22 protein-coding genes are annotated in these 23,435 nt (G+C 48.5%); 8 read left to right on the top strand and 14 right to left on the bottom strand.

The window, feature by feature from the left end; translation table 11 throughout:
- The first annotated feature begins 8 nt into the window (after positions 1-8).
- Positions 9-632, top strand: a complete 624-nt coding sequence (gene kynB, locus EXW93_RS00815; protein WP_035399239.1) for an arylformamidase — start codon at positions 9-11, stop codon at positions 630-632.
- A gap of 40 nt (positions 633-672) precedes the next feature.
- On the opposite strand, the gene EXW93_RS00810 is transcribed toward kynB, so the two are convergent.
- The 3 genes from EXW93_RS00810 to cydD all read right to left on the bottom strand — a co-directional run bounded on the left by EXW93_RS00810 (position 673) and on the right by cydD (position 4,873).
- Positions 673-1,311 (bottom strand): cyclase, encoded by a 639-nt coding sequence (locus EXW93_RS00810; RefSeq protein ID WP_174315903.1) that lies wholly within the window; start codon positions 1,309-1,311, stop codon positions 673-675.
- A 125-nt stretch (positions 1,312-1,436) separates the two neighbouring features.
- A complete protein-coding gene (gene cydC / locus EXW93_RS00805; RefSeq protein ID WP_058713397.1) occupies positions 1,437-3,146 on the bottom strand; it encodes a thiol reductant ABC exporter subunit CydC in 1,710 nt (569 codons plus the stop codon).
- Positions 3,143-4,873, bottom strand: coding sequence for a thiol reductant ABC exporter subunit CydD (cydD, locus tag EXW93_RS00800; protein WP_174315902.1), 1,731 nt, complete (start codon positions 4,871-4,873; stop codon positions 3,143-3,145). Before cydD ends, cydC begins: the two co-directional genes overlap by 4 nt.
- 208 nt (positions 4,874-5,081) lie before the next feature.
- Between cydD and EXW93_RS00795 the strand changes: the two genes are divergently transcribed.
- Together EXW93_RS00795 and EXW93_RS00790 are read left to right on the top strand one after the other, a co-directional pair.
- Positions 5,082-5,564, top strand: a complete 483-nt coding sequence (locus tag EXW93_RS00795; RefSeq protein WP_174315901.1) for an Rrf2 family transcriptional regulator — start codon at positions 5,082-5,084, stop codon at positions 5,562-5,564.
- A gap of 22 nt (positions 5,565-5,586) precedes the next feature.
- Complete coding sequence (locus EXW93_RS00790) at positions 5,587-5,955, top strand: nuclear transport factor 2 family protein (protein WP_174315900.1); 369 nt, start codon at positions 5,587-5,589, stop codon at positions 5,953-5,955.
- A 61-nt stretch (positions 5,956-6,016) separates the two neighbouring features.
- Here the strand turns inward: EXW93_RS00790 and EXW93_RS00785 are convergent, their stop codons facing one another.
- Together EXW93_RS00785 and ypfJ are read right to left on the bottom strand one after the other, a co-directional pair.
- Positions 6,017-6,184 (bottom strand): hypothetical protein, encoded by a 168-nt coding sequence (locus EXW93_RS00785; RefSeq protein WP_156357225.1) that lies wholly within the window; start codon positions 6,182-6,184, stop codon positions 6,017-6,019.
- 82 nt (positions 6,185-6,266) lie between these two features.
- Positions 6,267-7,109, bottom strand: coding sequence for a KPN_02809 family neutral zinc metallopeptidase (gene ypfJ, locus EXW93_RS00780; protein WP_023466707.1), 843 nt, complete (start codon positions 7,107-7,109; stop codon positions 6,267-6,269).
- Positions 7,110-7,292: 183 nt separating this feature from the next.
- Between ypfJ and EXW93_RS00775 the strand changes: the two genes are divergently transcribed.
- Positions 7,293-11,738: a polysaccharide biosynthesis protein gene (locus tag EXW93_RS00775; RefSeq protein WP_174315899.1), complete on the top strand. Its 4,446-nt coding sequence runs from the start codon at positions 7,293-7,295 to the stop codon at positions 11,736-11,738.
- Positions 11,739-11,793: 55 nt separating this feature from the next.
- On the opposite strand, the gene EXW93_RS00770 is transcribed toward EXW93_RS00775, so the two are convergent.
- Positions 11,794-12,966 (bottom strand): glycosyltransferase, encoded by a 1,173-nt coding sequence (locus EXW93_RS00770; protein ID WP_174315898.1) that lies wholly within the window; start codon positions 12,964-12,966, stop codon positions 11,794-11,796.
- 49 nt (positions 12,967-13,015) lie between these two features.
- Here EXW93_RS00770 and EXW93_RS00765 point away from each other — a divergent pair, with 49 nt between their 5' ends.
- The 3 genes from EXW93_RS00765 to EXW93_RS00755 are packed head-to-tail and all read left to right on the top strand — an operon-like array spanning position 13,016 to position 16,198.
- On the top strand, positions 13,016-14,194 hold the full coding sequence (locus EXW93_RS00765; protein WP_174315897.1) for an MATE family efflux transporter: 1,179 nt from the start codon (positions 13,016-13,018) through the stop codon (positions 14,192-14,194).
- A 1-nt stretch (position 14,195) separates the two neighbouring features.
- Positions 14,196-15,335, top strand: coding sequence for a glycosyltransferase family 4 protein (locus EXW93_RS00760; RefSeq protein WP_174315896.1), 1,140 nt, complete (start codon positions 14,196-14,198; stop codon positions 15,333-15,335).
- Entirely contained in the window at positions 15,332-16,198 is an 867-nt protein-coding gene (locus tag EXW93_RS00755) for a glycosyltransferase family 2 protein (protein ID WP_174315895.1), read from the top strand. Before EXW93_RS00760 ends, EXW93_RS00755 begins: the two co-directional genes overlap by 4 nt.
- Here the strand turns inward: EXW93_RS00755 and EXW93_RS00750 are convergent.
- Positions 16,182-16,793 (bottom strand): response regulator, encoded by a 612-nt coding sequence (locus EXW93_RS00750; protein WP_174315894.1) that lies wholly within the window; start codon positions 16,791-16,793, stop codon positions 16,182-16,184. The genes EXW93_RS00755 and EXW93_RS00750 overlap by 17 nt on opposite strands.
- 40 nt (positions 16,794-16,833) lie before the next feature.
- Between EXW93_RS00750 and EXW93_RS00745 the strand changes: the two genes are divergently transcribed.
- Positions 16,834-18,168: a sugar phosphate nucleotidyltransferase gene (locus EXW93_RS00745; protein ID WP_174315893.1), complete on the top strand. Its 1,335-nt coding sequence runs from the start codon at positions 16,834-16,836 to the stop codon at positions 18,166-18,168.
- A gap of 41 nt (positions 18,169-18,209) precedes the next feature.
- Here EXW93_RS00745 and manA read toward each other — a convergent pair whose 3' ends face one another.
- The 7 genes from manA to EXW93_RS00710 form a co-directional block, all read right to left on the bottom strand.
- A complete protein-coding gene (manA, locus tag EXW93_RS00740; RefSeq protein ID WP_174315892.1) occupies positions 18,210-19,160 on the bottom strand; it encodes a mannose-6-phosphate isomerase, class I in 951 nt (316 codons plus the stop codon).
- A 175-nt stretch (positions 19,161-19,335) separates the two neighbouring features.
- The gene (locus EXW93_RS00735; RefSeq protein WP_174315891.1) at positions 19,336-19,977 is read right to left on the bottom strand and encodes a peroxiredoxin-like family protein; all 642 of its coding nucleotides are present in this window, start codon (positions 19,975-19,977) and stop codon (positions 19,336-19,338) included.
- Between the two features lie 40 nt (positions 19,978-20,017).
- Positions 20,018-21,085: a YcjF family protein gene (locus tag EXW93_RS00730; protein ID WP_035399298.1), complete on the bottom strand. Its 1,068-nt coding sequence runs from the start codon at positions 21,083-21,085 to the stop codon at positions 20,018-20,020.
- A gap of 98 nt (positions 21,086-21,183) precedes the next feature.
- On the bottom strand, positions 21,184-21,666 hold the full coding sequence (locus EXW93_RS00725; RefSeq protein WP_055969848.1) for a GNAT family N-acetyltransferase: 483 nt from the start codon (positions 21,664-21,666) through the stop codon (positions 21,184-21,186).
- A gap of 37 nt (positions 21,667-21,703) precedes the next feature.
- Positions 21,704-22,141, bottom strand: coding sequence for a GNAT family N-acetyltransferase (locus tag EXW93_RS00720; RefSeq protein WP_082487279.1), 438 nt, complete (start codon positions 22,139-22,141; stop codon positions 21,704-21,706).
- A gap of 107 nt (positions 22,142-22,248) precedes the next feature.
- Positions 22,249-22,950 carry a YjjG family noncanonical pyrimidine nucleotidase gene (locus tag EXW93_RS00715; protein ID WP_174315890.1) on the bottom strand — a complete coding sequence of 234 codons (702 nt, stop codon included), beginning with the start codon at positions 22,948-22,950 and terminating at the stop codon, positions 22,249-22,251.
- A gap of 2 nt (positions 22,951-22,952) precedes the next feature.
- Positions 22,953-23,423: a DMT family transporter gene (locus EXW93_RS00710; RefSeq protein ID WP_023466690.1), complete on the bottom strand. Its 471-nt coding sequence runs from the start codon at positions 23,421-23,423 to the stop codon at positions 22,953-22,955.
- Positions 23,424-23,435: the final 12 nt, after the last annotated feature.

Here is a 23,435-nt window from a genome sequence, read left to right as displayed (position 1 = left end):
ATGAAGCGATGACACGATGGATTGATGTTTCACAACCACTTGATCGCCACGTCACGACGTGGCCGGGAGATACACCGTTTGACGCGATATTGACATGGAATAAGGCAGACACCGGTTCCGTCAACGTCGGAAAGGTAACGATGAGTCTGCATACTGGCACTCATGTCGACGCGCCGTTTCATTTTGACGATGCCGGACAAAAAATCATCGACCTTGATCCGGATCTCTACATCGGACATGCGCGCGTCATTTACTTACCAGGTCGTACAGAAATAACAGCCGCTGATTTAGATGGCTTTGAGCTAAATGACGTCCAGCGCTTGATCATCAAAACGGATGGCTGGATCGACAAATCAACGTTCCCAGAAACGATTCCCGTCTTGACGCCAAGTCTTGCTGAACGTCTCGGGGAACTCGGGATTTCGCTGATTGGTCTCGACTTACCAAGCGTCGATGCGATCGATAGCAAGGAAATGCCGGCCCATCACGCACTGGCGCAGCATGGAGTCCATATCCTCGAAGGACTCGTCCTGGATGCGATCACGCCTGGTGATTACCACCTCAACGCCGTCCCACTTCCGCTCGTCGACGGCGACGGTAGTCCTGTTCGTGCCTTACTTCGTCCATACTAAAAAATCCGTACAGCAGAGCATCTGCTGTACGGATTTTTTGTTACTTAGGTAGTGGTTCGAACAAACTCGCTTCAATTTGACGAACGACATGTCCGAGAACCGCAAGCGATTGATCGACCTCGAATCCTTGATCCAAGGAATGATTGGCTCCTTCCATGACATCAATCGTCAGTTGCGAGGTGTGACACGTTTCAAGTGCCACTTCATCATAAAACTTATCGGCTGTCCCGATGACGAGGAGTCCAGCTTGCGACGAGGTGGCGATTTGTTCGGCCACTTCAGTCAGGACGGGTGTTAAGAAGACAAAGCGTGCTGTCTGTAGATTCGGCTTAGCAAGTAATGCCGCTAAAGGAATCGTTCCTAGTGACTTCGCAATAAACTGGACGTTTTCGTATGTATGTGTCGCAAGCACTTCTGAGACGACAGCGTCGACCCGGCGTGTCATGCAAGCATTCGATTCAGCGTCTGACATCGAAAATAGCTCTTCTGTCACATAGTGAATACAGATGACATCGATGTCTCGAGCTAGTAGCGCCATCCGGCTGTAGTAAAAGTAAGGATGGTCGTATAGGTACGATGCTCCCGAGATCAAGAAGCAGACCTGTTTGGACCCCATTTGAAAATGATCATATGAAACGGTCGTCTGATCGACGACGATGGATGATTGTTCGATATGCATGAAATCCCTCCACGTTTTTTCTAGACTTTACCATTTCAAAAGTAGACTGTCATGTCTTTTTCGGCTCTCGCTTATAAACTAAAAAAGGCGATGCACCACATTTGGTCACCGCCAATCCTATATCTTTATCCAATCGGAGCAAAAACGGACTGTTCGACTTGTTTTAATTCATAGAACGCCCCTTGTCGCGCCATCAATTCGGCATACGTTCCGACTTCGATGACTTGACCTTGATCCATGACGATGATTTGATCCATCGCTTCAAGACCTGCTAACCGGTGGCTAACAAGGACAAGTGTCGCGTCCGCTGCCCGTGCGAACAGTCGATCGAGAATCATCTGTTCCGTCAAAGCATCGACGGAAGACGTTGGTTCGTCAAGCAAGTAAAGCGACGCTTCCCGCAAAAGCACACGCGCAATTGCTAAGCGTTGTTTTTCTCCTCCAGACAAGTTCTCGCCTTTTTCAAATACACGATCGTTTAATTCGAACGTCGTTAACCCAACATCATCGAGCGCTTGACGCATCGCCTCGTCCGTCGCTGCTTCGTTTGCGAGCAATAGATTATCGCGAAGCGTTCCATAAAAGTAATGATTCTGTTGCAAGACAACATTTGCGTGTTGCCACAGTCCTTCCGGATCAACCGTCCGACTCTCTTGACCAGCAATCGTTAATCCGTCCGTCGGATACATCCGTAACATCAATTGAAGTAACGTTGATTTCCCGGAACCACTCGCCCCGACGATTGCCGTCTTCTTGCCGGCAGGAATCGAGACGGTAACGTCACGTAAGACCGGGCGAGGTGCATCAGGGAACGTGAACGTCAATGCATTCGTTTCAAAGGATGGTGCCTGATCGAGAACGAACGTGTCATAGATTGGCTCCTCTTGCTCGGTCACGACTTCATCGAGTCGTTTCGCAGCATGGCGGCTATCTTCAAAGAAGCCTGGTAAAATCGCCATCGGTGCGGCGTTTTCAAAAACGGTCAGCGATGTCATGACGAGTAAAGCGAGGAAGACCCCTTCGAGTTGTCCACTCGCGACGAGATAGGCACCGACACCCAGAACGAGCCAAGAGATGATTAGCGTCACCATCGTATTCAAAGCAAGGTTCGAGACGGCATGTAACCCATTACGCTTTTCTTCCTCGACATACCGTTTCGCGACGGCATTCAAGTCCTGTTCTTTTTGATCCAGTTGCTGGTAAATCTTTAAGTCACGATAGCCTTGGAACAACTCTGTCACTTCTGTCGACAAGTCACCACGGCGGACACGAACTGAACGTGCGAAACGTTGTTCGCGGTACGCGAACCAACCTGGAATCAAAAAGCCGGTCAGAATCAGACCAAGCAATAACAGTCCGGCAATCGTCCACGAGAAGAAACTGACGAAAAAGATCGTACAGAAGAAGACCAGCAACAAGACGATTGGTGGATAAAGAACACGTAAAAACGTATTTTGCAGACTCTCGACGTCCCCGACGATTCGGGCAAGTAAATCCCCACTCCGGTATTTGCCGAAAATTCCTGGCGCGAGCGGCTCGAGTCTCCGGTAGAACGACGTCCGGATATCACTGAGGATCGTAAACGTCGCCCGGTGCGAATAATAACGTTCCGCATACCGACTGACGGCACGCGTCAGACTCGAGATTTTTTGCAGCGCAATCAAGACGGCAAGCGTCTGGATCGGTGGCAACAAGGCTGCCTTTGAAATCAGGTATCCACTTGCTGCGAATAAACCGACCGCTGTCACTCCGGCGAGGACACCGAAGAAGATCGACCAGGCGATATCGCGTTTTTGATGCACCATCAACCGAAAAACTCCTAGTAGTTCCTTCATCGTGTTTCCTCCCCTCTCTGGACGCTGCGCATCCGAGCATATTCCGAATCACGTCCAAGCAGTTCATCGTGAGTGCCACGATCGACGATTCGTCCGCCATCGAGGACGACGATTTGATCTGAGCGCTCGATCGTATGCAGGCGGTGTGCGACAGTAATGACTGTCGCTGCTTGTCCAAGCTGTTCGATCGCTTGTTGAAGCAATCGCTCCGTTTTGACGTCGAGTCCTGTCGTCGGTTCATCAAAGACGATGACGTTCGGTCGTTTCAAGAACGCTCGTGCCAACGCAACGCGCTGTTTCTCGCCACCTGATAGACCACGTCCACCTTCTCCGATCACCGTGTCAATCCCTTCAGGTAACGTCGCAATCAACTCCTCGAGTCCTGCCGCCTGCGCCGCCTCAAAAATCTCTTCCGGCGTCGCTTGACGGAGTTCACCGATCGCAATGTTTTCTGCCAGCGTTCCGGCATACAGATACGGATGCTGCGAGATGTAGCTCAACTGACGGAACCAGCTCGCTTCCTCCACCTGACTGCGATTAATCCCGTCGAGCAGAATCCGTCCTTCTTTTGGATCCGCGAGTCCGGCAATCAACTGTAAGACAGTCGACTTACCGGCACCACTGCGACCAATCAACGCCACCTTTTGATACGGTTCAATCGCAAGTGTCACGTCTTGTAAGGCAAAACGTCCTTCTTGATACGTAAAATCAACTTCATCCAAAACGATTCGTGGTGGACGGTTCATCGCAAGTTCTGATTGACCAAAGGCAACAGGACGATCGTCTGCCGTTAGTTCGGTTGCAATCTGTTTCGCTGCCGCGACACTACCGCGTCCTGTATGGAAGGCAGCACCCATCTCTTTTAAGGCAAGATAGTACTCTGGTGCTAATACGAGCATCAGGAATGCCGGGATGAAGGTGATGCTTTGGAACAGAATCAAGCGTAGACTGACTTCAAGTGCGATCATTCCCATGCTGAGCATCGAGATGAACTCAAGCATCAACGACGACAAGAAGGCGAGCTTCAAGACCGTTAACGTCGCATCCCGGAAATCAAGACTACTTTTTTCGATGACGTCACGTTGTCGTTTCGCACGACCAAATAACTTCAAGGTCGTCAGTCCTTGCAACGTATCAAGGAACGTTCCCGAGAATGCCGTCATCTTCTCGAGTTGAGCATCCGCCCGCTTTTGCGTCATGATGCCGATGATGATGTAGAACAACGGAATGAACGGTGCCGTGATCATCATGACGAGACCAGTGATCCAGTCATAGCTGAATGCCGCGATCAAGACCATCAAGGGAACGATCGTCGTCTGGACGACTTTCGGCAAGTATTGACTATAATAGCTGTCCATCTCGTCTACAGCGTCGAGCAAAACACTGACCTTCTGTCCCGCTTGCCCTTGTAGCATCATCTCGACCGAACGACCTGTGTATTTCGCGACGAGTGCTTCCCGAAGCGCCTGCTTCATGTGTGCCGATAACGTCGTACCGAGACGACCGTTCCAATACGTCACGGCGACCCGGAGCAACAGCATCCCGAGGACGACGAGTAGTAACGGAATGACGGCTTCAAACGGTTGTTCCTTCAGGAAAATCCGATCGACCGTCAACACGATACCATACGATTGACCGACGACCGCAACCCCCATCAGGAAAGCTGCCATGATGAATTGAATGAGAATACTACGTGGAATCTGAACGATTCCTTTTAATGGATTCATATACAAACGTCCTTTCACAAAGTGTGAACGACTTTTAGTGAATATTTTCACATATCGTACATTTAGTATACCGAATCCGGAACGGGGATGCCATGCAGATGCTGTCGAAAAGGTGTGACGGTTTTGTGAGAGCATATGACTCGACAATTCTTTCGAATAAAACTATTATGGATATATATTATCCACGTTTAACGAAAGGAGATTTCTCATGCAAATGAAAACCGGGGTCGAGCAATCCGTCTATGCGATGTTGCTTTTGACCTTCCTTCCGGATCGCGCTGTGTTGCCCGGTGAATTCATCAGCCAGCAACTCGGTGCCTCGCCGACTTATTTTCAAAAGCTCTTACGAAAACTCGTCCAGGCGGATCTATTGTATTCCGTACCCGGTGTCAAAGGTGGCTTTCGCTTACGACGTCCGGCAGAGGAAATTCAAATCTTTGACGTCTATCAAGCGATCGAGGGCAAACAAACGTTGTATGCGTCAAGCGGTGTCTTCGAGGATTTGATGGGAATTCAAGAACAGGAAATCGGTCTACTCTCGAATCTGATGACAGAGGCGGAAGAGGCGTGGCAATCGACGTTGAAGCGCGAATCGATCGGCTCGATCCGTCAAGCGATTGATGCCTCCTGTCCACCGGAGCATTTAGAACGATTGCATGCGTTAATCACAGACCGGATGATGACACTTTAATGTACAGAAAGAGGTTTTTACTATGGTATTGAATCGTTATTTCGACTTATTCGACGCGTCACGCACAGACGCACAAGCTTTCGAGGATCTCGTTTCCTTATTCACGACAGACATCACGTTCGTCCTGAACGGACAACCAAAGCACGGCATCGACGCCTGGAAACAGTTCGTCCGTCATGTGTTTACGGCGAATCAAGACATTAAGCACATGTACGCAGGCTGGGAAGAAACAACACCAGGAACATATGAAACACGCTGGGCAGTTTGCGGAAAACGGGCAGACGGTAGTGTCTTCACGCAAGACGGAAAAGATATCGCACGTCTCGATGACAACGGACGGATCGCTTATCTGGAGAACGTTCCAGATGATCCGACGATGTTCCGTTCATAAGATGGATTTTAAATAACGAAAACCTGTGTTCCGCGCAAGCAGAACACAGGTTTTTTGGTATTTAGCGCTTCATTACGAGTCGTTTCAACAAATAGCCTGTGATGACAAGTAATGATGCAATGGCGAAATAGACCATGTAGACCAACAAGTCTGGCGCAAATCGTGACACGATGTACGTCAATCCGACGACAGCCGTATAGAACAATAGAAATAGACTGATGTGCTTCAACTTCGACACTCCCCTTTGAATCCTTCCCTCTTCTTTACGGAAATGACTGGAAGATGTTTCAAAGGACTGTCGTTGCTTCGTTTTATAGATTCTTCGCTTTGAATGTATCTCCGCCTTCGATCGTGCCGTTATCAAAGCCTTTTTGGAACCAACGTTCTCGTTGCGCCGATGTGCCGTGGGTGAAACTCTCCGGTACGACATATCCTTGTCCCTTCTCTTGTAACGTATCATCCCCGACAGCATTCGCTGCCGTCAACGCTTCTTCAAGATCGCCTTCTTCGAGCAAGTTTTCGCCTTGCGCATGATGCGCCCAGACGCCGGCATAATAATCGGCCTGTAGTTCGAATCGAACGAGGTACTTGTTGAACTTCTCCTCACTCATTTGCTCTCGAAGGGGCATGATCTCATCAGACTTTCCGAGTAACGTCTGGACGTGGTGTCCGACCTCGTGCGCAATGACATAAGCCATCGCAAAATCGCCCGGTGCCCCGTACTTCGTCTGTAGTTCGTCATAAAAGCTTAAATCGATGTATAATTTCTGATCACCGGGACAATAAAAGGGACCGACGGACTTCCCTGCTTGTCCGCAAGCCGAACTGACTTGATCCGTATATAAGACGAGCTTCGGTTCTTTATAGGTCTTACCATCTTCTTTGAATTCCTTCGTCCAGACCCGTTCCGTATCCGCTAAAACGACGGAGACGAAGTCCGCTGCTTCTTTTTCCTGTGCTGTTTCTTCGTACGTCGTATTTTGCTGATCCTCACCGGTTAAGTCTCCGAGTAACTCAGCTGGATTACCGCCCATCAAGGTGATGACGATCAGCAGGATGATTCCGACACCACCACCGATGCCGGCGATTCCTTTCCCACCCATTCCTCGCCGATCCTCAACGTTTGAACTCCGTTCTCTTCCCTTCCATTTCATGCGCTTTCCTCCTACTCGTTTCGTTGTAGGTCTTTACCCGAAAGCATTCGTCCGTAACGCTCCGTCTTAGGATGGACGTTCCTTCTCGTATTCATTGCTAAAATAAGTACATCCATTTCTAGGAATATCGCCCTCCTGTAGAGAAGAAGTTCAGCACGGATTTTCGCAGAAAGGAGTTGTCCGATGCACTCGTTCCGTCAACACCTCAAGAACTTCATGCATACGTACCGTAAGGACATCCTTGTCCTATCTGGTATGTTTGTATTCATCCTAATTTATAGCTTTCCGTTGTTTCGTTCCGGTATGGTGACGTTTAGCGATCTATCCTTCGGACTGTCCTCCCATCGCTACTTAGAAGAAATTTATGGGGCTTGGAACAACCGCTGGAGCACGACGACGCTTCTGAATGTCGCACGATTGCTCTACATCCTACCGTTTTATGTACTCAGTCTATTGTTTGGCTCATCCGGTCCCGTCTTGATCAAGTCATTCATCATCGGACTGTTGACGATCTCTGCTTTATCGATGTTCGCTTTTACGAAACGGCTCCACTCGGTTTATGTCTCGAAGCACTTTTCTTATCTCTCACTGATTGCCTTTGCGATTGCCGCGTTGTTTTATGCCTTGAACCCGTGGGTGATTACGCGGATTCAACATATCTATTTATTATGTGGCTATTCCGTCTTCCCTTACGCTTTGATGTTGTTCTTCAACATCTTCGACCCGAAGTTTCGGGAACAGCTCGATCCTGGTTTCCGTTTGTCTGATCGATTGAGTCGACGGACATGGATTGATATCACCGGACTATCGATCGTCTTTGCCTTCATGGCGGCGGGGATCCATTATTTCTTCTTCTCGCTGATCTATATGGGAATCATGGTCGGACTCATTTTCTTAAAGACAAGTTGGACCCTTCGCAAAGAACGGATTTGGTCGTCGTTACTGTGGTTTTATGTTCGGGCGACTTGTGCGTTTGGTCTCGTTTTTCTACTATTCAATGGATATTGGTTCTTGATGTACGTCGGCTCGATCCTGACTGGATCACAAGCTTCACAACACAATATCAATGTCTCTGATACGTTGATGTTGTTCAGCCGACACTCGAGCTGGACGAACGTTTTATTTTTAACGAGCTACTGGTGGCCGATGTTTGATTTGACGACGTTACCGCTGACGTTTTGGATTGGTGGTGCGATTACACTTTTACTCATCTTGCTAGGAGCCGTCGTCGCGTATCGGCAACCGATCCATCTGTTCTTTAGTCTGCTTGCGATTCCGCTGATCGTCTTTGCGACCGGTACCCATGAACAAGTTGCCGATGCGTTTGTCCTGTTCGTGACGAAGACACCGTTGATTGGTGCGATGTTCCGCGATCCGAATAAGCTAGTTGGTCTCTTGATGGTCAGTTACAGCTTGTTGCTCGCCGTCGGATTAAATGCCGTCTTTATCCGTGCGTCCCGAACGATTCCACTGAAGTTGTACCGGGGCGTCTCGATCATCGGTACGCTGATCGTCGTCGCCTGCTTTTTCCTCCCTTACCGGACTGTCTATATGGAAGGTTTTTATCATCCAGTCAAAATGCCTAAGGAGTACACGGCTATCCAAGAAGAAGTCGATGGGAAATGGTTGCAATTCCCGATTGCAGACGAGATGACGCAACCGAGTACCGGCATCGCGACTCCACGCTGGAATCAAAATCCACGAAAAGGTGGCGAAATCAAAGCAACAGGTGACGTGCAAGTCTATACGTCGGCACACGATACCGTCTTCCATCATGAAGGAGCGTCACCGACGATTGGTTACATGATGACGTTCATGCAATATCTACTCGACAGCGGTCGCTCAGAACAAGCCGGACAGATCGCAAAAGCATTCGGACTGAAACAATTCGCTTACCGGGATGAGTACACGGGGATGAAGGACCGACAAGACTTCAATCTAAAGGTTCTACAGGAACAACGTGATCTCGTACAAACGAAACAAGTCGGCTTGTTCACCTTGTTCGACTTGATTGCACCGCTCGACACCCGAACCGTTCCACAATTGATTTTGACCCCTTATGGACTCGAACGGTCAATCAGTTATCCGACACTGGATGGCTACAACCTCGGTCGTCAATCGATTTTGTATGCGACACAAGCACATCAGGATAGTCTCTCTTGGATGAAAAAGGGTGATATCGTTGAGATGGTCGAGGAAAATGATCTTGTTCTCAGTCAGGTACCGGAAGAATACTACTGGAAACCATTCGAAGCGATTGATTCAGCGAATGCTTTCCTAAACTGGGGTAAGACGTTCCTCCGAAATAATGACTGGCGCTGGTATTTGCGGACGCAAGGTATGACGAACCCGTCGTTTGACCTCGATTTTGGAGATGGGATCGGTCTCTCGTTTGCTTCCGCCCGGATTGACGCGCCGGTCTACAAATTAGACGGATTAAAGGCGAAACAGGTCGCCTCCTTTAATTCGATGCTTGAGGATGAGACGTTCTTCAAAGCCGATAACCCAGACATCGTCGACTTATCTCCGAATCCGATGTCAAAAGATAATAACCTGCCTGTCCTTCATGCGGAAGTCGCAGAAGGCGACCCAAAATACATCTGGCAAGTCGCGAAATCCGGTAAGCTACCGGCACGACCGAATAACGCCTACCGCTTTGATATTACAGCGAGCGGTCGCGGGGTCGACCGGCTCCACGTCAAGGTCCGGTTCTTTGATGCGAAGGATCGCGAGCTGAATCAAACGTACGTCGTCGCTCCGCGTGATTCCGGTGATGTCGACGCGATTCACTTACAAGGTGAATATGTCACGCCACGAAACGCAAAAACGATGCGGATTGATCTACTCAGCTTCCAACGTCCTGAGCGGAAAACGTACTGGTGGGTCCATGATATTAAAATATTCAGCTATGAGGATTATATGATTCCGAACGCGTTTACGATGACGAAAGACCTGCCAGCCGGTCGTTACGCTGGATTTGCCCGCGTGCTGCTGAACCAAAAAGGTGGACAACTCGATTTAACCTTCAATAAACGAGGCGTCACGATTCCAACTAGACAACGATCCGGTGCTAAACTCGCTTGGGTTCCGCTCGGTTCGTTTACGACGCCGAGCGGTCCTGCGACGCTCAGTGTGACGAACACGGAAGGCTTCAATGCCATCCAAAATATCGTTCTGATTCCGGAAGAAAAGCTGACTGCTTTACGAAAACGCGTCGATGATACACTCGCTTTCACGAAGACCTTGATGGTACTCGAGGCAGAGACCGGATTCGATTACACCGGTCACTTGCAGTCGGAACGAAACTATCCTGGACTGAGCTTTGGAAAAGGAATCGCTGCGCAACGGGGACGTTTACAACGTTCGATCGATATTCGTGAAGCGACCGATTATCAACTCCAACTGATGTTGACTCCACCGCCAGGAAACGATGGTCGAATCACTGTCAAAATCCGAGACGGAAAACAGGTCGTCTTCGAACGCGCCTTGTCTCGTGCTGATATTCTAAATGGTCAAAAACACCAACAACAGATCGGTAATCAAACGGTGACGTACGATCCGTTACACTTAGCGTTTCCGTACCGGATGACCGAGTTGAGTGATGTTTACCAAACGTTGTACGATGTGAAGTTATCCGATATCCCTCTCGAGAAGGGACGCTATCAGCTAGAACTATCCTATGCGAGCAAGGTGCCGTCACTCGTCAATTGGAAGGATCTACACAAGTTCGACCCAAACGAGATCGTCACCGATAAAGCCCTCGCCGCTCCGGAAGCGGCAGCGAATTGTGCGACGTGTGTCTCGATCACGGACGATATGTTCGACGCGAGTGAGACTGAAGATGGCTACACGATTGATTACGAGCCGACCTGCTCGTGTGATTGGTATATTTATGCCTCGCAAAAAATGAAGGTGAAACCATATCACGAATATTTGATCCAGTTCGACGCCGTCAGCAAGAACGTCCGTCAACGACACCTCAAAGTGTATTACCTGGATAAAGATGATCGGGTCATCGGTACGGATTTCATCAATGAAGTCGAAGAAAAGAAAAAGAAGCAGTGGAACCATTACGAACAAATTGTCATTCCACCGAAGAAGACTGTCCGGATGCAGTTGCACATCTGGACGCGCGGAAATGAGAAAAAGGCTGGGCAATTGCGTCTGAAGAATTTAGAAGTGCTACCGTACGATCAACTGATTCTAATCGATCAACTCGTTCTCTCCGAGCAAAGCGGTACACTGTTCGCAACAGAACCTGCTCGTTCGCTTGACGTCGATGCCTCACAGATGGGACGGGATATAAACGGTGATGCGCCACTCGGTCGCTTTACGGTCAATGATTCTCCGACACCGTTATTTAAGCTCCAGACAGATCAGGAAACGATGCGTGGTGACACGGCATTAAACGGCGTCAGTCAGTTATATCGTTCGAACGAAAAGACGGCACATGTGACCGTCGTGCTGCGTCCGATTTATTACGCTGGACTGACCATTCTCGTCTTAGCGCTCCCACTTAGTATCTTGTTGATTTATTTCATGACAAGCAATCGTGGTCTGGCTGTGCAACAACGCCTATCGTCCGTGTTCAAGCAACGTCTTCCTCGTCTGAAACGAAACCAGAAATAGTCTATCTAAAAAGCTAAAAGGACAATGGAGACCCCTCGGATCCCCATTGTCCTTTTCATTTGACCGGTACTTCGTCTTTCCGGTGGCGCTGATACAGGCTGACCATCGTCTTCAAGAACGCGACGGAATCCTTGACGAGATTGACATGCGATCCTTCGCGCTCGATGCAGGTCACGGGCTGTTGGTAGACCCGTAAGCGTTCTTTTTTCGCTGCATACATCAGCTCTAAATCAATTGCGAGACCACTCTCGACGTGTAGATAAGGCAACAGACGATGGACGACCCGTCGGTTGATGATCTTCAGACCGGTCTGCGAATCGGTCACCCCTTTTGGTAAGAAGAACCGTGTCAGATTTCGTTTTCCGAAGCTCATGAAACGCCGGACGGCTCCTCGATCTTCAATCGTCAAATCCTTCGTCCCGACGACGATGTCATAATATCCTTCCTGGGCGATCGTCAACAGCCGTGCGATGTCCTCAATCCGAAACGAGTTATCCGCATCGACGAAGACATAATAATCACTTGAGACGTTTTTCATTCCCTCGATGAACAGACCGGCCTTCCGTGTATTTTGTTCGACCTGATGTACTTCGAGATATCCGACCGTGAACAACGTATCGGTTGCTTCCATGACGATCGAGCGATACTCCTGTAAGAGTGCTTTCGATCGATCCGATGAGGCATCATCAAAGAAATTGATCGAAGCGTGGATGTAGTCTTCGCTGATGAAGGTCGCAAGCGACTCTAAAAAATCTTTTACATAATTAAAACGTTTCTCTTCGTTAAATATTGGCAATATAAAGGCTATAGTATCCTTTAAAATGGGATATTCAGGATGGATGATATGCTGGATTTCAGCAAACAATTCATTTGGATAGGCTGGGCGGTAAGAAAACAGACGAAGCATCCCGTCTCCTTGAACCGTATGATACGGGAAATCTCCCTTTAAACGAATCGCTTCTTTAATCAACAGGATTTTAGATCGTGGACGTACAGCTCGAATCTGATTGGCGATCGCAATCTCCTCTTCCCGCGTCTTATAGTCGACGACGTACAACAGAATCTCGTGTTCTTCCGCTTCTTGAATTTCAGTGCTAGCGATTTGTTCGAATGAGGCGGGACATCTACCAGGTTGTGTGTAAAACAAAACCGGATAATAAGAAATCAATGATTCGTATGGAATATGCCGTGAGTGATCGGTGAAAACAGCAATATGTCCTTGACTCATAAGTTTCATCCTTTCCGTAAAACAGCTCTGACTGATGGGAGGTGGCTCCATGACAAGTTTCATTCAGCGACATGCCGTCCTGTTGATTTTTCCGATTCTCGATGTAGCGTTGAATCTCGTGAACTATGCCTATCATTTACTATTAGCCCGTGAGCTTTCTAGTGCTGTCTACGGATTACTGAATGCTTATCTAGCTTTCTTGGGTCTTCTACTCATCATCGGTGGCGCTTTACAATGGACCGTGACGCGTGACTACAGTCAACAGAAGACAAATGATTACCAAAAGCTCCGTTTTCGTATACTGGTGGTTACAGGGTGCTTCTTACTTATTTTACTTTATGCATTACCTTATTTCCTGCCCTTTACCAAAATAAACCTACTAATTGTTTATTTCATCATCGTGTTTCATATCCTTCTGTCTTTTCGCCGTGGTGTCTTACAAGCGACTGAACGCTTCTATGCCCTGAACCTTTCTTATTACATCGAATCCGTCGTCAAAGTTTTAGCCACATGGCTTTTGATTCAACAAACGGATGTCAGCTATGCATTGTTATTCATTTTGGCTGGCATGATCGCGTCCTATCTATTAAGTCTGATACAAGTCACGTTCCCGGTTAGTAGCGGGCGTATTCATGCGAACGGACTCGTCCATATGATCCATACACAGGTCGTCATGACACTATTTTTCACTCTCGATAGTCTTCTCGTCACCCGTTACTTCCCGCAATTAGCCGGAGATTATTCCGTTGCCTTACGGTTTGGTCAACTCCTGTTGTTCGTTGCGTTATCACTCGCCCAATTGTTGTTGCCACGCTTAAGTCAAAAAAGTCAGGACGAAGCCTTTCTTCTTTGGGAGCGTCGCTTTTACCGCATCTTATTAGGTGGACTCGCTCTTGCTGTTTTGGTGTACTGGACGATCGTTCCTTACTTGATTCCGCTTCTATTTGGGAGCGGCTATGACATGGCAACCCATTACATCAAATATATGGTTTTCGTTTATGTGGGCATCACGTTGATTCAATACGAGGCACTCGTTCAGTTTTCTCTACATCGAACTGGTTACTTGAAAGGCTATTGGCTGATTCTGGTTCTGTTCGTCCTTGTCTTGACGACGTTTCACTCGACCGTCGAGATTTGGTTGCTCGCACAAGCAGGTGTCTTTTTACTTGGCGCCCTGATCTTACGTTTCACCTTACCTCGGCACCCCGATCCCGTGAAGGAGGCATAACATGAAACCCCATCTACTTTTTTTATCTTGGCGCGATATCAAACACCCGAAAGCAGGTGGCGCAGAAGTGTTCACCCACGAGATGCTCCGACGTGTTAGTGACGACTATGAGATTACCCATTTTTCTCCCGCATTCGAAGGCGGACACGATGTCGAGTATTTAGACGGAATCACTTATATTCGGAGAGGTACTGCACTCTCCGTCATTCCGCTCGCCTTTTCTTATTATCAGTCGCATGCTGCGACGATTGATTTAGTCGTCGATCAGATGAACACGCATCACTTTTTCACACCCTTGTACGTTCCTTTAGCGAAACGCGCTCTCTTCATCCATCAACTGACACGTGAAATTTGGCAAATCAATGTCCGCCCTCCGTTTTCATACGTCGGCGAATGGACGGAGACACCGCGTCTGCAGCTGTACCGGACTGGTCGCGCGTTGACGGTCAGTCAATCCACGGCGGACGACCTGCTTGCTGTTGGCTTCTCCAAGGACGACGTGACGATTCTCCCGGAAGGTCTCTCCTTTACCCCATGGAACGAAGAAGACTGGAAGCCAAAAGAAGTACATCCGACTTTTTTATACGCTGGACGGATGTCTGCCTATAAAGGAATCAATGATGCACTCCAAGCTTTCGTCATCGTCAAACGGGAGTACCCTGACGCTCGTTTCTGGGTCATTGGAAAAAAAGACGAGGCGTATATCACCGAGCACCTTCATCCAATCGTCCCGGAAGAGATGCGTGACGCCATCACCTATTTCGGATTCGTCAGTGAGGAAGAAAAGCTCGAACGGATGAGTCGCGCGACGGCGCTCCTGTTTCCTTCCAAACGAGAAGGTTGGGGTCTGACGGTCAGTGAAGCGGCAGCTGTCGGTACACCGACGATCGTCTATGACGCCCCTGGACTGCGTGACGCCGTTCAGTATGGCATGACTGGTTACATGGCCAAAAGTCAGACGCCGGGTGCACTCGCTGCCGAGATGCGGGCCTGCTTACGTGACCCGGAAGAATACGAAATGATTCAAGCAGCCGGTCATCGTTTCGCTCAGACCTTACACTGGAATCATACAGGTCAAGCGTTTCGAAACTGGTTGCAACGCGAATTAATACCCGTCGCACTAAAGGAGGATTTTTCATGATTGGAATCGCTATGTCCACATACGAAAATGAAGCAATCATCACGGAAACGATCCGCTCCCTTCAGGCACAACAGGCTTCTTTCCTTTGTGTCATCGTGGATGATGGTTCGACCGATTCGACCGTCGCGACGATGCGTCAATTGACCGCAAATGATACGCGATTCGAAGTGCTCGCGCTACCGCACGGTGAACGAGGTATCGCCCGCAAGACTGCGATTGATCGCTTAAAGCAACACGATGTCGAATTCCTCTATATCATTGATTCCGATATGGTACTTGAAGAGCAGCTATTGAAAAGCTGCCTCTTGTATCTCGAGGCACATGTAGAGGTCGGAGCACTCGTCATTCCCGAACGCGCGTACAGTGATTTTGATAATTACTTCAGTCAAGTGAAGGTCTTTGAGCGTAACCTGTTCAACGTCCCAACGGATCAACTCGACACGCATACGATGGAAGCCGCGCGCTTCTGGCGGCTCGAGGCGTACGTCGCCTCGGGCGAGATTGATCCGACGCAAATCAGTTTCGAAGAGACGCAGCCGACGATCCGTTATTTAGAACAAGGCGGAATCATTCGCCGTGCGACGTTCACTTACGTACACCACAACGAAAAGCAGGTCGAATTAAGTGACCTGCTTCGAAAGAAACGCTATTACTTTGATGTCATGCCTGCGACGCTCGACGCAGAACAGGGTGGCTTCATGAAAGCCTTACGACGTTGGTATTTCTTCCGTCCCGTTCTCTATCATCAGGCTAATTTAAAAAAATATAGTCGTCATCCACTATTGACCGCTGGTGTCATCTACATGTACTTGCGTCTTAGCTTTATTGGTGTAGAATCTCTCTTCTTCAAACGGGTTTCGTAATGCTTCCGACGACTGATTGATACAAGATGTAGGTACCGAACTGCGTAGGGAATTCTAAACGCTGTATCTGATCTTCTTCACGCACCTCTTGTTCGGAGTGATTAATGATTAAAGAGCGTTGACTAGCAATCGTTCCGTCTTCAAAAAATAAACAATACGGACGATCTGAACTCAAAAGCACGCTCTCAAAATGGTTGACCAAATTACGTTTCCGTTGCTTCGTCTCGACGACTTCATCACCAATTTTAGTCATGATAGAGAGTATTCGCTCATCAATTTTCAATGGTTTCGTCATCATCCGACTGACGTTTCCTGCGTTCACAGCCGCCAGCAACGTATGGACTTGCATATAGTCCGTCAAGACAATTTGTTTCGTTAACGGTGCCCGTTGTTTAGCAGCACGCAACAGCTCGACGCCATCCATTTCTGGAAGTCGAAGTTCCGTCAGCAAGACATCAACGTCGGAATTGCTGAGTTGTTCCAAAGCCTCTTCTCCTGATCGTGCTTCCTGTACGTCTTGTCCCGCTGCCAGTAGTTTACGGCGTAAAATCCGTCGTGTCGGTTCATGTGAGTCAACTAATAGATAAAGTGCCATATGCTATCGCCTCCGTTTTAAAAAGAAAGGATGGTCGTCAATGTATATTCTTTTACTATCAGGTGGATCCGGAAAACGGCTTTGGCCGCTCTCGAACGATTTAAACTCGAAACAGTTCTTAAAGATTCTAGAAGATCGCGATGGTAATAAACAATCGATGATGGAACGCGTCTTCCAACAACTTCAGGAAGTCGGTCTGGACGACCGGACCGTCATTACGACGACGAGTTCACAAGTCGATGCGATTGAAAATCAGCTAGGCTTCCGTACTTCCATCATTCAAGAACCCTCACGTCGCGATACGTTCCCTGCGATCATGCTTGCGACAAGTTATCTCGCAGAACGGATCGATTTAGAAGAGACGGTCATTATCATGCCGGTCGATCCTTACGTTGAACTATCTTTCTTTGAACGCTTTGAGCAACTGGACCAAGCCGTTCAAGAACATCCAGATGCGCTTCATTTAATGGGGGTCGAACCGTTGCATCCGACATCAAAATATGGCTATATCATTCCGCAGACTTCCGAAAATATGTCCAGCGTCGATCGCTTCCAGGAGAAACCAACTGTTGAAGTCGCGAGTGACTTAATCGAACAAGGTGCACTATGGAACTGTGGTGTCTTCGCCTGTCGCCTTGACTTCTTGATGCAGTGTCTAGAAGAACAAGCTGTGCCGACGACATTCGAGGCGCTCCACTCGAACTATGATGCATTAGAAAAGACGTCATTTGATTATGCGGTTGTTGAAAAGACCGATTCTTTATTCGTTCATCGGTATGATGGTTACTGGAAAGATCTCGGAACATGGAATACATTAACGGAGGAGATGCCGCATCCGCTTCATGGAAACGCCCGGATGCTCCATTCGAAAAATACGCATATCGTCAATGAATTACAGGTTCCGGTCCTTGGAATCGGACTTGATAACTTAATCGTGTCGGTGAGTCCAGATGGTGTCCTCGTTGCGTCCAAAGACGAGACACCTGCCTTAAAGGAATATTTGACGGATGACACTTTGCCACCACAATTTGAATGGAAACGCTGGGGCTATGCGACGATTTTACATCAACAGCAACTAGAGGACGGGCGTTATGCCGTGACCCGACGGCTGCATATCAAGGCGCATCAACAAATTAGTCATCATTATCATGCGCATACCGACTCGACATGGAGTATCTTACAAGGTCGCGCTGAGGCACTGATCGATGGTCAGTCACAGCAACTCGGACCAACTTCTGTTGTGCATATCCCACAAGGTATTCCGCATACGCTGACCACACTAGAGGATCTGATCATGATTGAAATTAAATATTCCATCGATTGGACGGAGCAAGATAACTATCCACTTCCGACCTCGATTCGTTCCAAACCATGATGTTAGAAAGGGCACCTTTTATCGGTGCCCTTTCGTCTGCTCTAATCTAAAAACACTTCACTCGTCACAAATGTGACGGATCCCGCTATTTCGTAATCTCCCGCTCGACGCGGTACAAAGAATTGTTTACCTTTCTGTAAAGGAATCACGCGCTTCCCCTGTCGCGCTTCTCCTTTACCTTCAATGACAGTCAATAATCGAAAGACTGGATGATCCTGTAATGTGTATCGACCGGTTACTTCATGACGGATCACCGTAAAGGAGGGTACTTGAAGCAACTTCGTCATGATGCCCTCTTCCTTTATGATCGTCTCTGGTTGGTTCGTCCACGGCTCATCTGGAATCGTCGTGACAGCGATTGCCTTCTCAACGTGCAATTCTCTCGGTTTCCCGTCATCTCCTAATCTGTCGTAATCATATAGTCGATACGTTCGATCGCTCATCTGTTGAATCTCAAGAAGAACGATGCCTGGTCCTAGAGCGTGGATCGTACCACTCGGAATGTAATAGAATTCGCCAGGTTTAACTTTTTGATGCCGAAGTGACGTCTCCCAGTCCTTTTCTTGAGCGCACCGAAACAGGGCATCTCGTGATTGTAGATTGTGACCAAGAATGATTTCTGCCTCTGGTGCAGCCTCTAAGATATACCAGCACTCATTCTTGCCGTATGGTTCTCCTTCTAGCCGTCGTGCCTCCTCATCGTTCGGATGGACTTGAACGGATAAGTAGGCGGACGAGTCCAGAAATTTTACATGAAGCGGAAAGGCATCCAGCAGATAATCACCGAATAATTCTGTCCGTTTCGTTTGCCATAATTCATCTAGCGTCTTCCCCTGATCAGGTCCATCTAAGAAGTACGTCCGCCCACTCGCGTGAGCAGATGCTGTCCAACATTCTCCAATTTGTCCTTCTGGTAACTCAAACTGAAACAACGCCTCTAAACGTCGACCGCCCCAAATTCGTTCTTTGAAAATTGGTTGAATGGCATACATATCGACGCGGACTCCCGATAGACTAGGAGCGACGCTTCACCTCCATCTATACGTTTGGTTACCTCTTTATACCCATTTTTATGTCTATATTATCCAAATAAAACAGATTGAATCATAAAAAACCAACTCTTAGTGCATCACTAGGAGTTGGTTTTCGTACAGTTTGCTAGCTCTTTTATTGTTCGAGGTAATCGATGATCGTCTGCGGATCCACGCGTTTCGTATAATCCGATGATACTTCTGCGAAACGAATCACACCATCCGTATCAATGATGAACGTCGCCGGTTTCGGTAACTGCCAATCCTCATTTCCATTGTGCTTCGCTACATCGAGTCCCGATGCTTTGTAAATCTCAATCAGATAAGCTGGCAGGTCGAACACCAAATCAAATTGACGGGATACATATAGATCAACGTCACTTAAGACAGGGAAACTTAACGCATTCTTGTTTGCTGTCTGTTCAGCAAAATCAGGTGTCTCTGGACTGATCGCAACGACGGTCGCTCCCTGAGCACGAATTCGGTCGATTTCCCGTTCATACGCGCGAAGTTCGAGATTGCAGTACGGACACCAGCCACCCCGGTAGAATGTTAAGATGACAGGACCTTGCTCGAGTAATGTCTCGATCGCCACAGACTTGCCAGATACATCGGGTAACGTAAAGTGTGGAATCGTATCACCGACACCTAGACCTTTAGCGATACCAGAAGCAGCCAGCTCAGCTGTCGCTTCCGCCATCAACCGTTGTTTCTCAGCAGGTGCCTTTTGTCGGAATTCCGATTGATACTGTTTGATTTCTTCGAGTAATCGTGTCATGTGTTCTCCCCCTTTATTGCTGTATAGAATAACAGGGAGATTACTCGTTTGTCTCTTCTGACGACTCTTCTGCCTTCTTCCGGAATCGTTTCACGAACCCCATCAGTTGTTCCGGTGTCAGCTCGAGCTTATTCTCATAGACATATTTTGTTCCATATCCGAGTGCAAGGGTGGCGGTCGAAGCAACGCCCGCGGCAATGACGGCACCATACCCCGGAACGAGCTTCGCCATTTGCCGAAAGGCGGTTTTTCCGGAGTTTCCGACGATCGTCACGACAAGCAACTCCTTCGCACTCTCCTTGGATAACTGTCGTTCGTACAGATTCGATAACTTGAGCATCAAGCCGATTTGAATTGAAGTCAATGGAATGATATCAGCTCCCGGGAACGGTACGGCACCAATCGCACCTGCGGCTGTTCCGGCACCCACAATCCAGTTGTTGGCGATCTTGCCACGAACGGTCGGATCCATCTGACGAACGAACACATTATCCTTGTCGAACTTTTTTAAGATATCGAGGACCTCCCGACGGAGCCGATCAATGTTCGTTCCTTCTCGTGCTGATACGGGAATGATTTTGGGTCCTGGTAATTTTTCTGCAATATGCTGAACGATCGTGTCGACATCATCCGTCGCATCCATCTTCGTAACGACGATCAAGACATTTTGGTTATGTTGATAGATCTTACGGAAGTTTTTCGTCTCCGTCTCAGATAAGACGGTACCTGCCGCATTTAAAAAATAAAGGATGACATCGGCACTTTGATAGTACGTCCACGTCGCTTCCGAGTTCTGTGTATTGGCATCATTCAATCCTGGTGTATCGACGAAGATGACTTTATCTTCCGGATGCTGCCTTACTTGATCAATCCGGACCGTTTCACCCGGGCGCGCTCCGACCGTTGCGACTTCACGACCAAGAATCGCGTTCAAGGTCGAGGATTTTCCCGCATTGACATCTCCGATCAAGGCAACCGTCACGTCCTGCTCCAGCGATTGATTGAAATCCCGTCGCTCCGATTCAAACGACTGATCAAAGATTTCCTCCAGTTTGCGTTTCCGTTTTTGCTGATTGGTCTCAAGTCCTTCACCAAAAAAATCATCCATCGTGATCCCTCCCCCTTCTTCTGCTGTCTGTCTTTTCCCATTATCCCTTGCTTTCAACACAAAGAAGGCAAGGGAACATTGTGTCCACTTGCCGAATTTTAGAGATATGTGCTGCGTCGCTCGAGCAATACCGTATCGCGCCATCTGCCTCCGAGCCGACCAATTCGCTCTCGGCGACCGACTTCCCGAAAATCAAAACGTTCATGAAGGCGTAGACTCGCTTGATTTTCCGGAAAGACTTGCGATTGCAACGTCCAGATTCCGGCTGCTTCACTTGCTTGAATGACGTCGTCCATCAAGCGTGTGCCGACACCTTTACCGCGTGCTTCTTCCGCGATATAGAGGCTGATTTCAGCGACACCGGCGTATGCCGGAATCGAAGAGAATGGACTTAACGCGACCCAGCCGAGCAGTTGCTCGTCTTCCATTGCAACGAGGCGGCTGTGTGCGTGGTGATGCCTCGTCCATTCTTCGTACGGTATTGCTTCCGTGCGAAATGTCGCATTCTCCGTCTTTATTCCTTGTTCGTAGATTCGAACGACTTCTGGATAATCCGATTCTTTCATTAGTCGAATGTGCATGGTGTCTCCTCTATTCGTTCTATCATCTCATCAAGTTTTATACTTCTAATCGCACTGCCATTTCCCGACCGAATCGATCCCCGTGGTCGATGAAGCCGAGACTTGCATACAGACGGTGTGCCGCCTGATTATCCGGCCGATAGCCGACGACGATTCGTTTAGCTGCAGGTAACACGCGCATCTCGTCAATTACGGCTTGCATCGCCAATCGTCCGATTCCGTTCCCTTGCTGCGCTTGATCAATCATGATGCGGTAAATCCAGTAGCCGTTGAGTTCTTCTAGCTCCGTGTTGTACATCACAAAACCAACGACGGCTTCACCTGCAATGATCGCCCGAAGGACAAGGCTCGGTTCGAACTTCGCTTGCGCGATCGAGTAGACATTCGCTTCCATGAAGTCTTGCTGTTCTACTGTCAGTGCTAGCTCACAACACGCTTCCCAGTTTTCTGCTGTTACCGGTACAAGTTGAATCATGTTCATTTCCCCTTTTAGTTAGACGGGAGTTGCCTCCAGCGTCTGTTGATCACATCGTTGCACAGTGATCGCCCCCTTTCCTTCTCTTTCCTATCGGTTGGTTTGATTCATTGTTGAAGGACTGCTGCGTTTTCAAGCACCGCAGGTAGTTCGGCTAACGACGTAATCGTAAACGTCGGCTTGATATCCGTCGCTGATTTTCCTTCTGGATTAAACCAACATGTTGCGATACCGGCTTGATTGCCACCTGCGATATCAGCTGACAAGGAATCCCCGACGATGATCGTTCGCGCTGGGTCGAATTGCGGAATTCGCGCAAACACATGATTGAAGAATCCTGCCATCGGCTTTTGAAAACCCGTCTCCTCTGAAACGAAAATCGCTTCAAAGAAGTCCGTTAATTCGGCGCCCTCGAGCCGTGCGCGTTGCGTCTTCGAGATACCATTCGTGACGACGTACATCGTGACGTTTCCGGCTAGCTGCTCAAGCAGCGCCGTCGCACCCGGAATCAATTCTGTTCCTTGTGCGAGATAGCCGCGATACGTTTCGTCAACTTCTCGTCCGTCGACCGTCCGTCCTTCTTCCGCGAAGAACGTCACGAACCGTGAGTGAATGACTTCCTCGCGTGTCACCTCTCCTCGTTCGAGTGCTTTCCAAAGCGCTTGATTGAGTGTTTTATAGCGCGCTTCTCGCTCCGGTGTCCACTGCAAATCTTGTTGCTCGAGCAGGCGGCGAAAGGCAATCCGTTCCGTCGCTTCAAAATCGAGTAATGTATGGTCAATATCGAATAATACCGTCGTGTAAAACATAGTCAAGCTCCTTTTCGTACGTGTTGTACAGTCGTTGTTTTGCCACCTAGTTGAAATAATAGCACGCCACCACCAATCAATAGCACGCCGAGTGCTTTCGTCCACGTAAACGGAACGGTCTGTAAACCAAACCAGCCGAGCGTATCCCAGAGTAAGGCAAACAGGATTTGTGATACCATGACGATCGAAATCGCTCGACTCGGTCCGAGTTGTTGAACGCCTTGCGTCACACAGAGGACGACACCGACACCAATGATCCCGCTGAACCAAAACCAGGTTTGTGCCTCTTTTAGTGCAAACAGTTGTGATCCTTCGACGATCAAACCAATCGTCAGTGAAGCGAGGAACCCGAGTCCAAGGACTAACGTTGTCGTCGCCCAAGCGCCGACGTGTTCTTTGACTTTTGCGTTAAACGTATTTTGAATACAGACGAGCATGCCCCCACAAAGGGCAAGAATGATTCCTGTAACCATATCACACCTCTT

This window comes from Exiguobacterium sp. JMULE1 (assembly GCF_013337175.1).
Taxonomy (GTDB): Bacteria; Bacillota; Bacilli; order Exiguobacteriales; family Exiguobacteriaceae; genus Exiguobacterium_A; species Exiguobacterium_A indicum.
The sequence above is the reverse complement of the archived record's forward strand: the minus strand, read 5'-3'. Positions and strand labels throughout refer to the sequence as shown.

What these genes read in the sequence shown, in the direction of transcription:
- kynB (WP_035399239.1), top strand. Translation starts at nt 9, where the DNA reads ATGACACGATGGATTGATGTTTCACAACCACTTGATCGCCACGTCACG.
- EXW93_RS00810 (WP_174315903.1), bottom strand. Translation starts at nt 1,311, where the DNA reads ATGCATATCGAACAATCATCCATCGTCGTCGATCAGACGACCGTTTCA.
- cydC (WP_058713397.1), bottom strand. Translation starts at nt 3,146, where the DNA reads ATGAAGGAACTACTAGGAGTTTTTCGGTTGATGGTGCATCAAAAACGC.
- cydD (WP_174315902.1), bottom strand. Translation starts at nt 4,873, where the DNA reads ATGAATCCATTAAAAGGAATCGTTCAGATTCCACGTAGTATTCTCATT.
- EXW93_RS00795 (WP_174315901.1), top strand. Translation starts at nt 5,082, where the DNA reads ATGCAAATGAAAACCGGGGTCGAGCAATCCGTCTATGCGATGTTGCTT.
- EXW93_RS00790 (WP_174315900.1), top strand. Translation starts at nt 5,587, where the DNA reads ATGGTATTGAATCGTTATTTCGACTTATTCGACGCGTCACGCACAGAC.
- ypfJ (WP_023466707.1), bottom strand. Translation starts at nt 7,109, where the DNA reads ATGAAATGGAAGGGAAGAGAACGGAGTTCAAACGTTGAGGATCGGCGA.
- EXW93_RS00775 (WP_174315899.1), top strand. Translation starts at nt 7,293, where the DNA reads ATGCACTCGTTCCGTCAACACCTCAAGAACTTCATGCATACGTACCGT.
- EXW93_RS00770 (WP_174315898.1), bottom strand. Translation starts at nt 12,966, where the DNA reads ATGAGTCAAGGACATATTGCTGTTTTCACCGATCACTCACGGCATATT.
- EXW93_RS00765 (WP_174315897.1), top strand. Translation starts at nt 13,016, where the DNA reads ATGACAAGTTTCATTCAGCGACATGCCGTCCTGTTGATTTTTCCGATT.
- EXW93_RS00760 (WP_174315896.1), top strand. Translation starts at nt 14,196, where the DNA reads ATGAAACCCCATCTACTTTTTTTATCTTGGCGCGATATCAAACACCCG.
- EXW93_RS00755 (WP_174315895.1), top strand. Translation starts at nt 15,332, where the DNA reads ATGATTGGAATCGCTATGTCCACATACGAAAATGAAGCAATCATCACG.
- EXW93_RS00750 (WP_174315894.1), bottom strand. Translation starts at nt 16,793, where the DNA reads ATGGCACTTTATCTATTAGTTGACTCACATGAACCGACACGACGGATT.
- EXW93_RS00745 (WP_174315893.1), top strand. Translation starts at nt 16,834, where the DNA reads ATGTATATTCTTTTACTATCAGGTGGATCCGGAAAACGGCTTTGGCCG.
- manA (WP_174315892.1), bottom strand. Translation starts at nt 19,160, where the DNA reads ATGTATGCCATTCAACCAATTTTCAAAGAACGAATTTGGGGCGGTCGA.
- EXW93_RS00735 (WP_174315891.1), bottom strand. Translation starts at nt 19,977, where the DNA reads ATGACACGATTACTCGAAGAAATCAAACAGTATCAATCGGAATTCCGA.
- EXW93_RS00730 (WP_035399298.1), bottom strand. Translation starts at nt 21,085, where the DNA reads ATGGATGATTTTTTTGGTGAAGGACTTGAGACCAATCAGCAAAAACGG.
- EXW93_RS00725 (WP_055969848.1), bottom strand. Translation starts at nt 21,666, where the DNA reads ATGCACATTCGACTAATGAAAGAATCGGATTATCCAGAAGTCGTTCGA.
- EXW93_RS00720 (WP_082487279.1), bottom strand. Translation starts at nt 22,141, where the DNA reads ATGATTCAACTTGTACCGGTAACAGCAGAAAACTGGGAAGCGTGTTGT.
- EXW93_RS00715 (WP_174315890.1), bottom strand. Translation starts at nt 22,950, where the DNA reads ATGTTTTACACGACGGTATTATTCGATATTGACCATACATTACTCGAT.
- EXW93_RS00710 (WP_023466690.1), bottom strand. Translation starts at nt 23,423, where the DNA reads ATGGTTACAGGAATCATTCTTGCCCTTTGTGGGGGCATGCTCGTCTGT.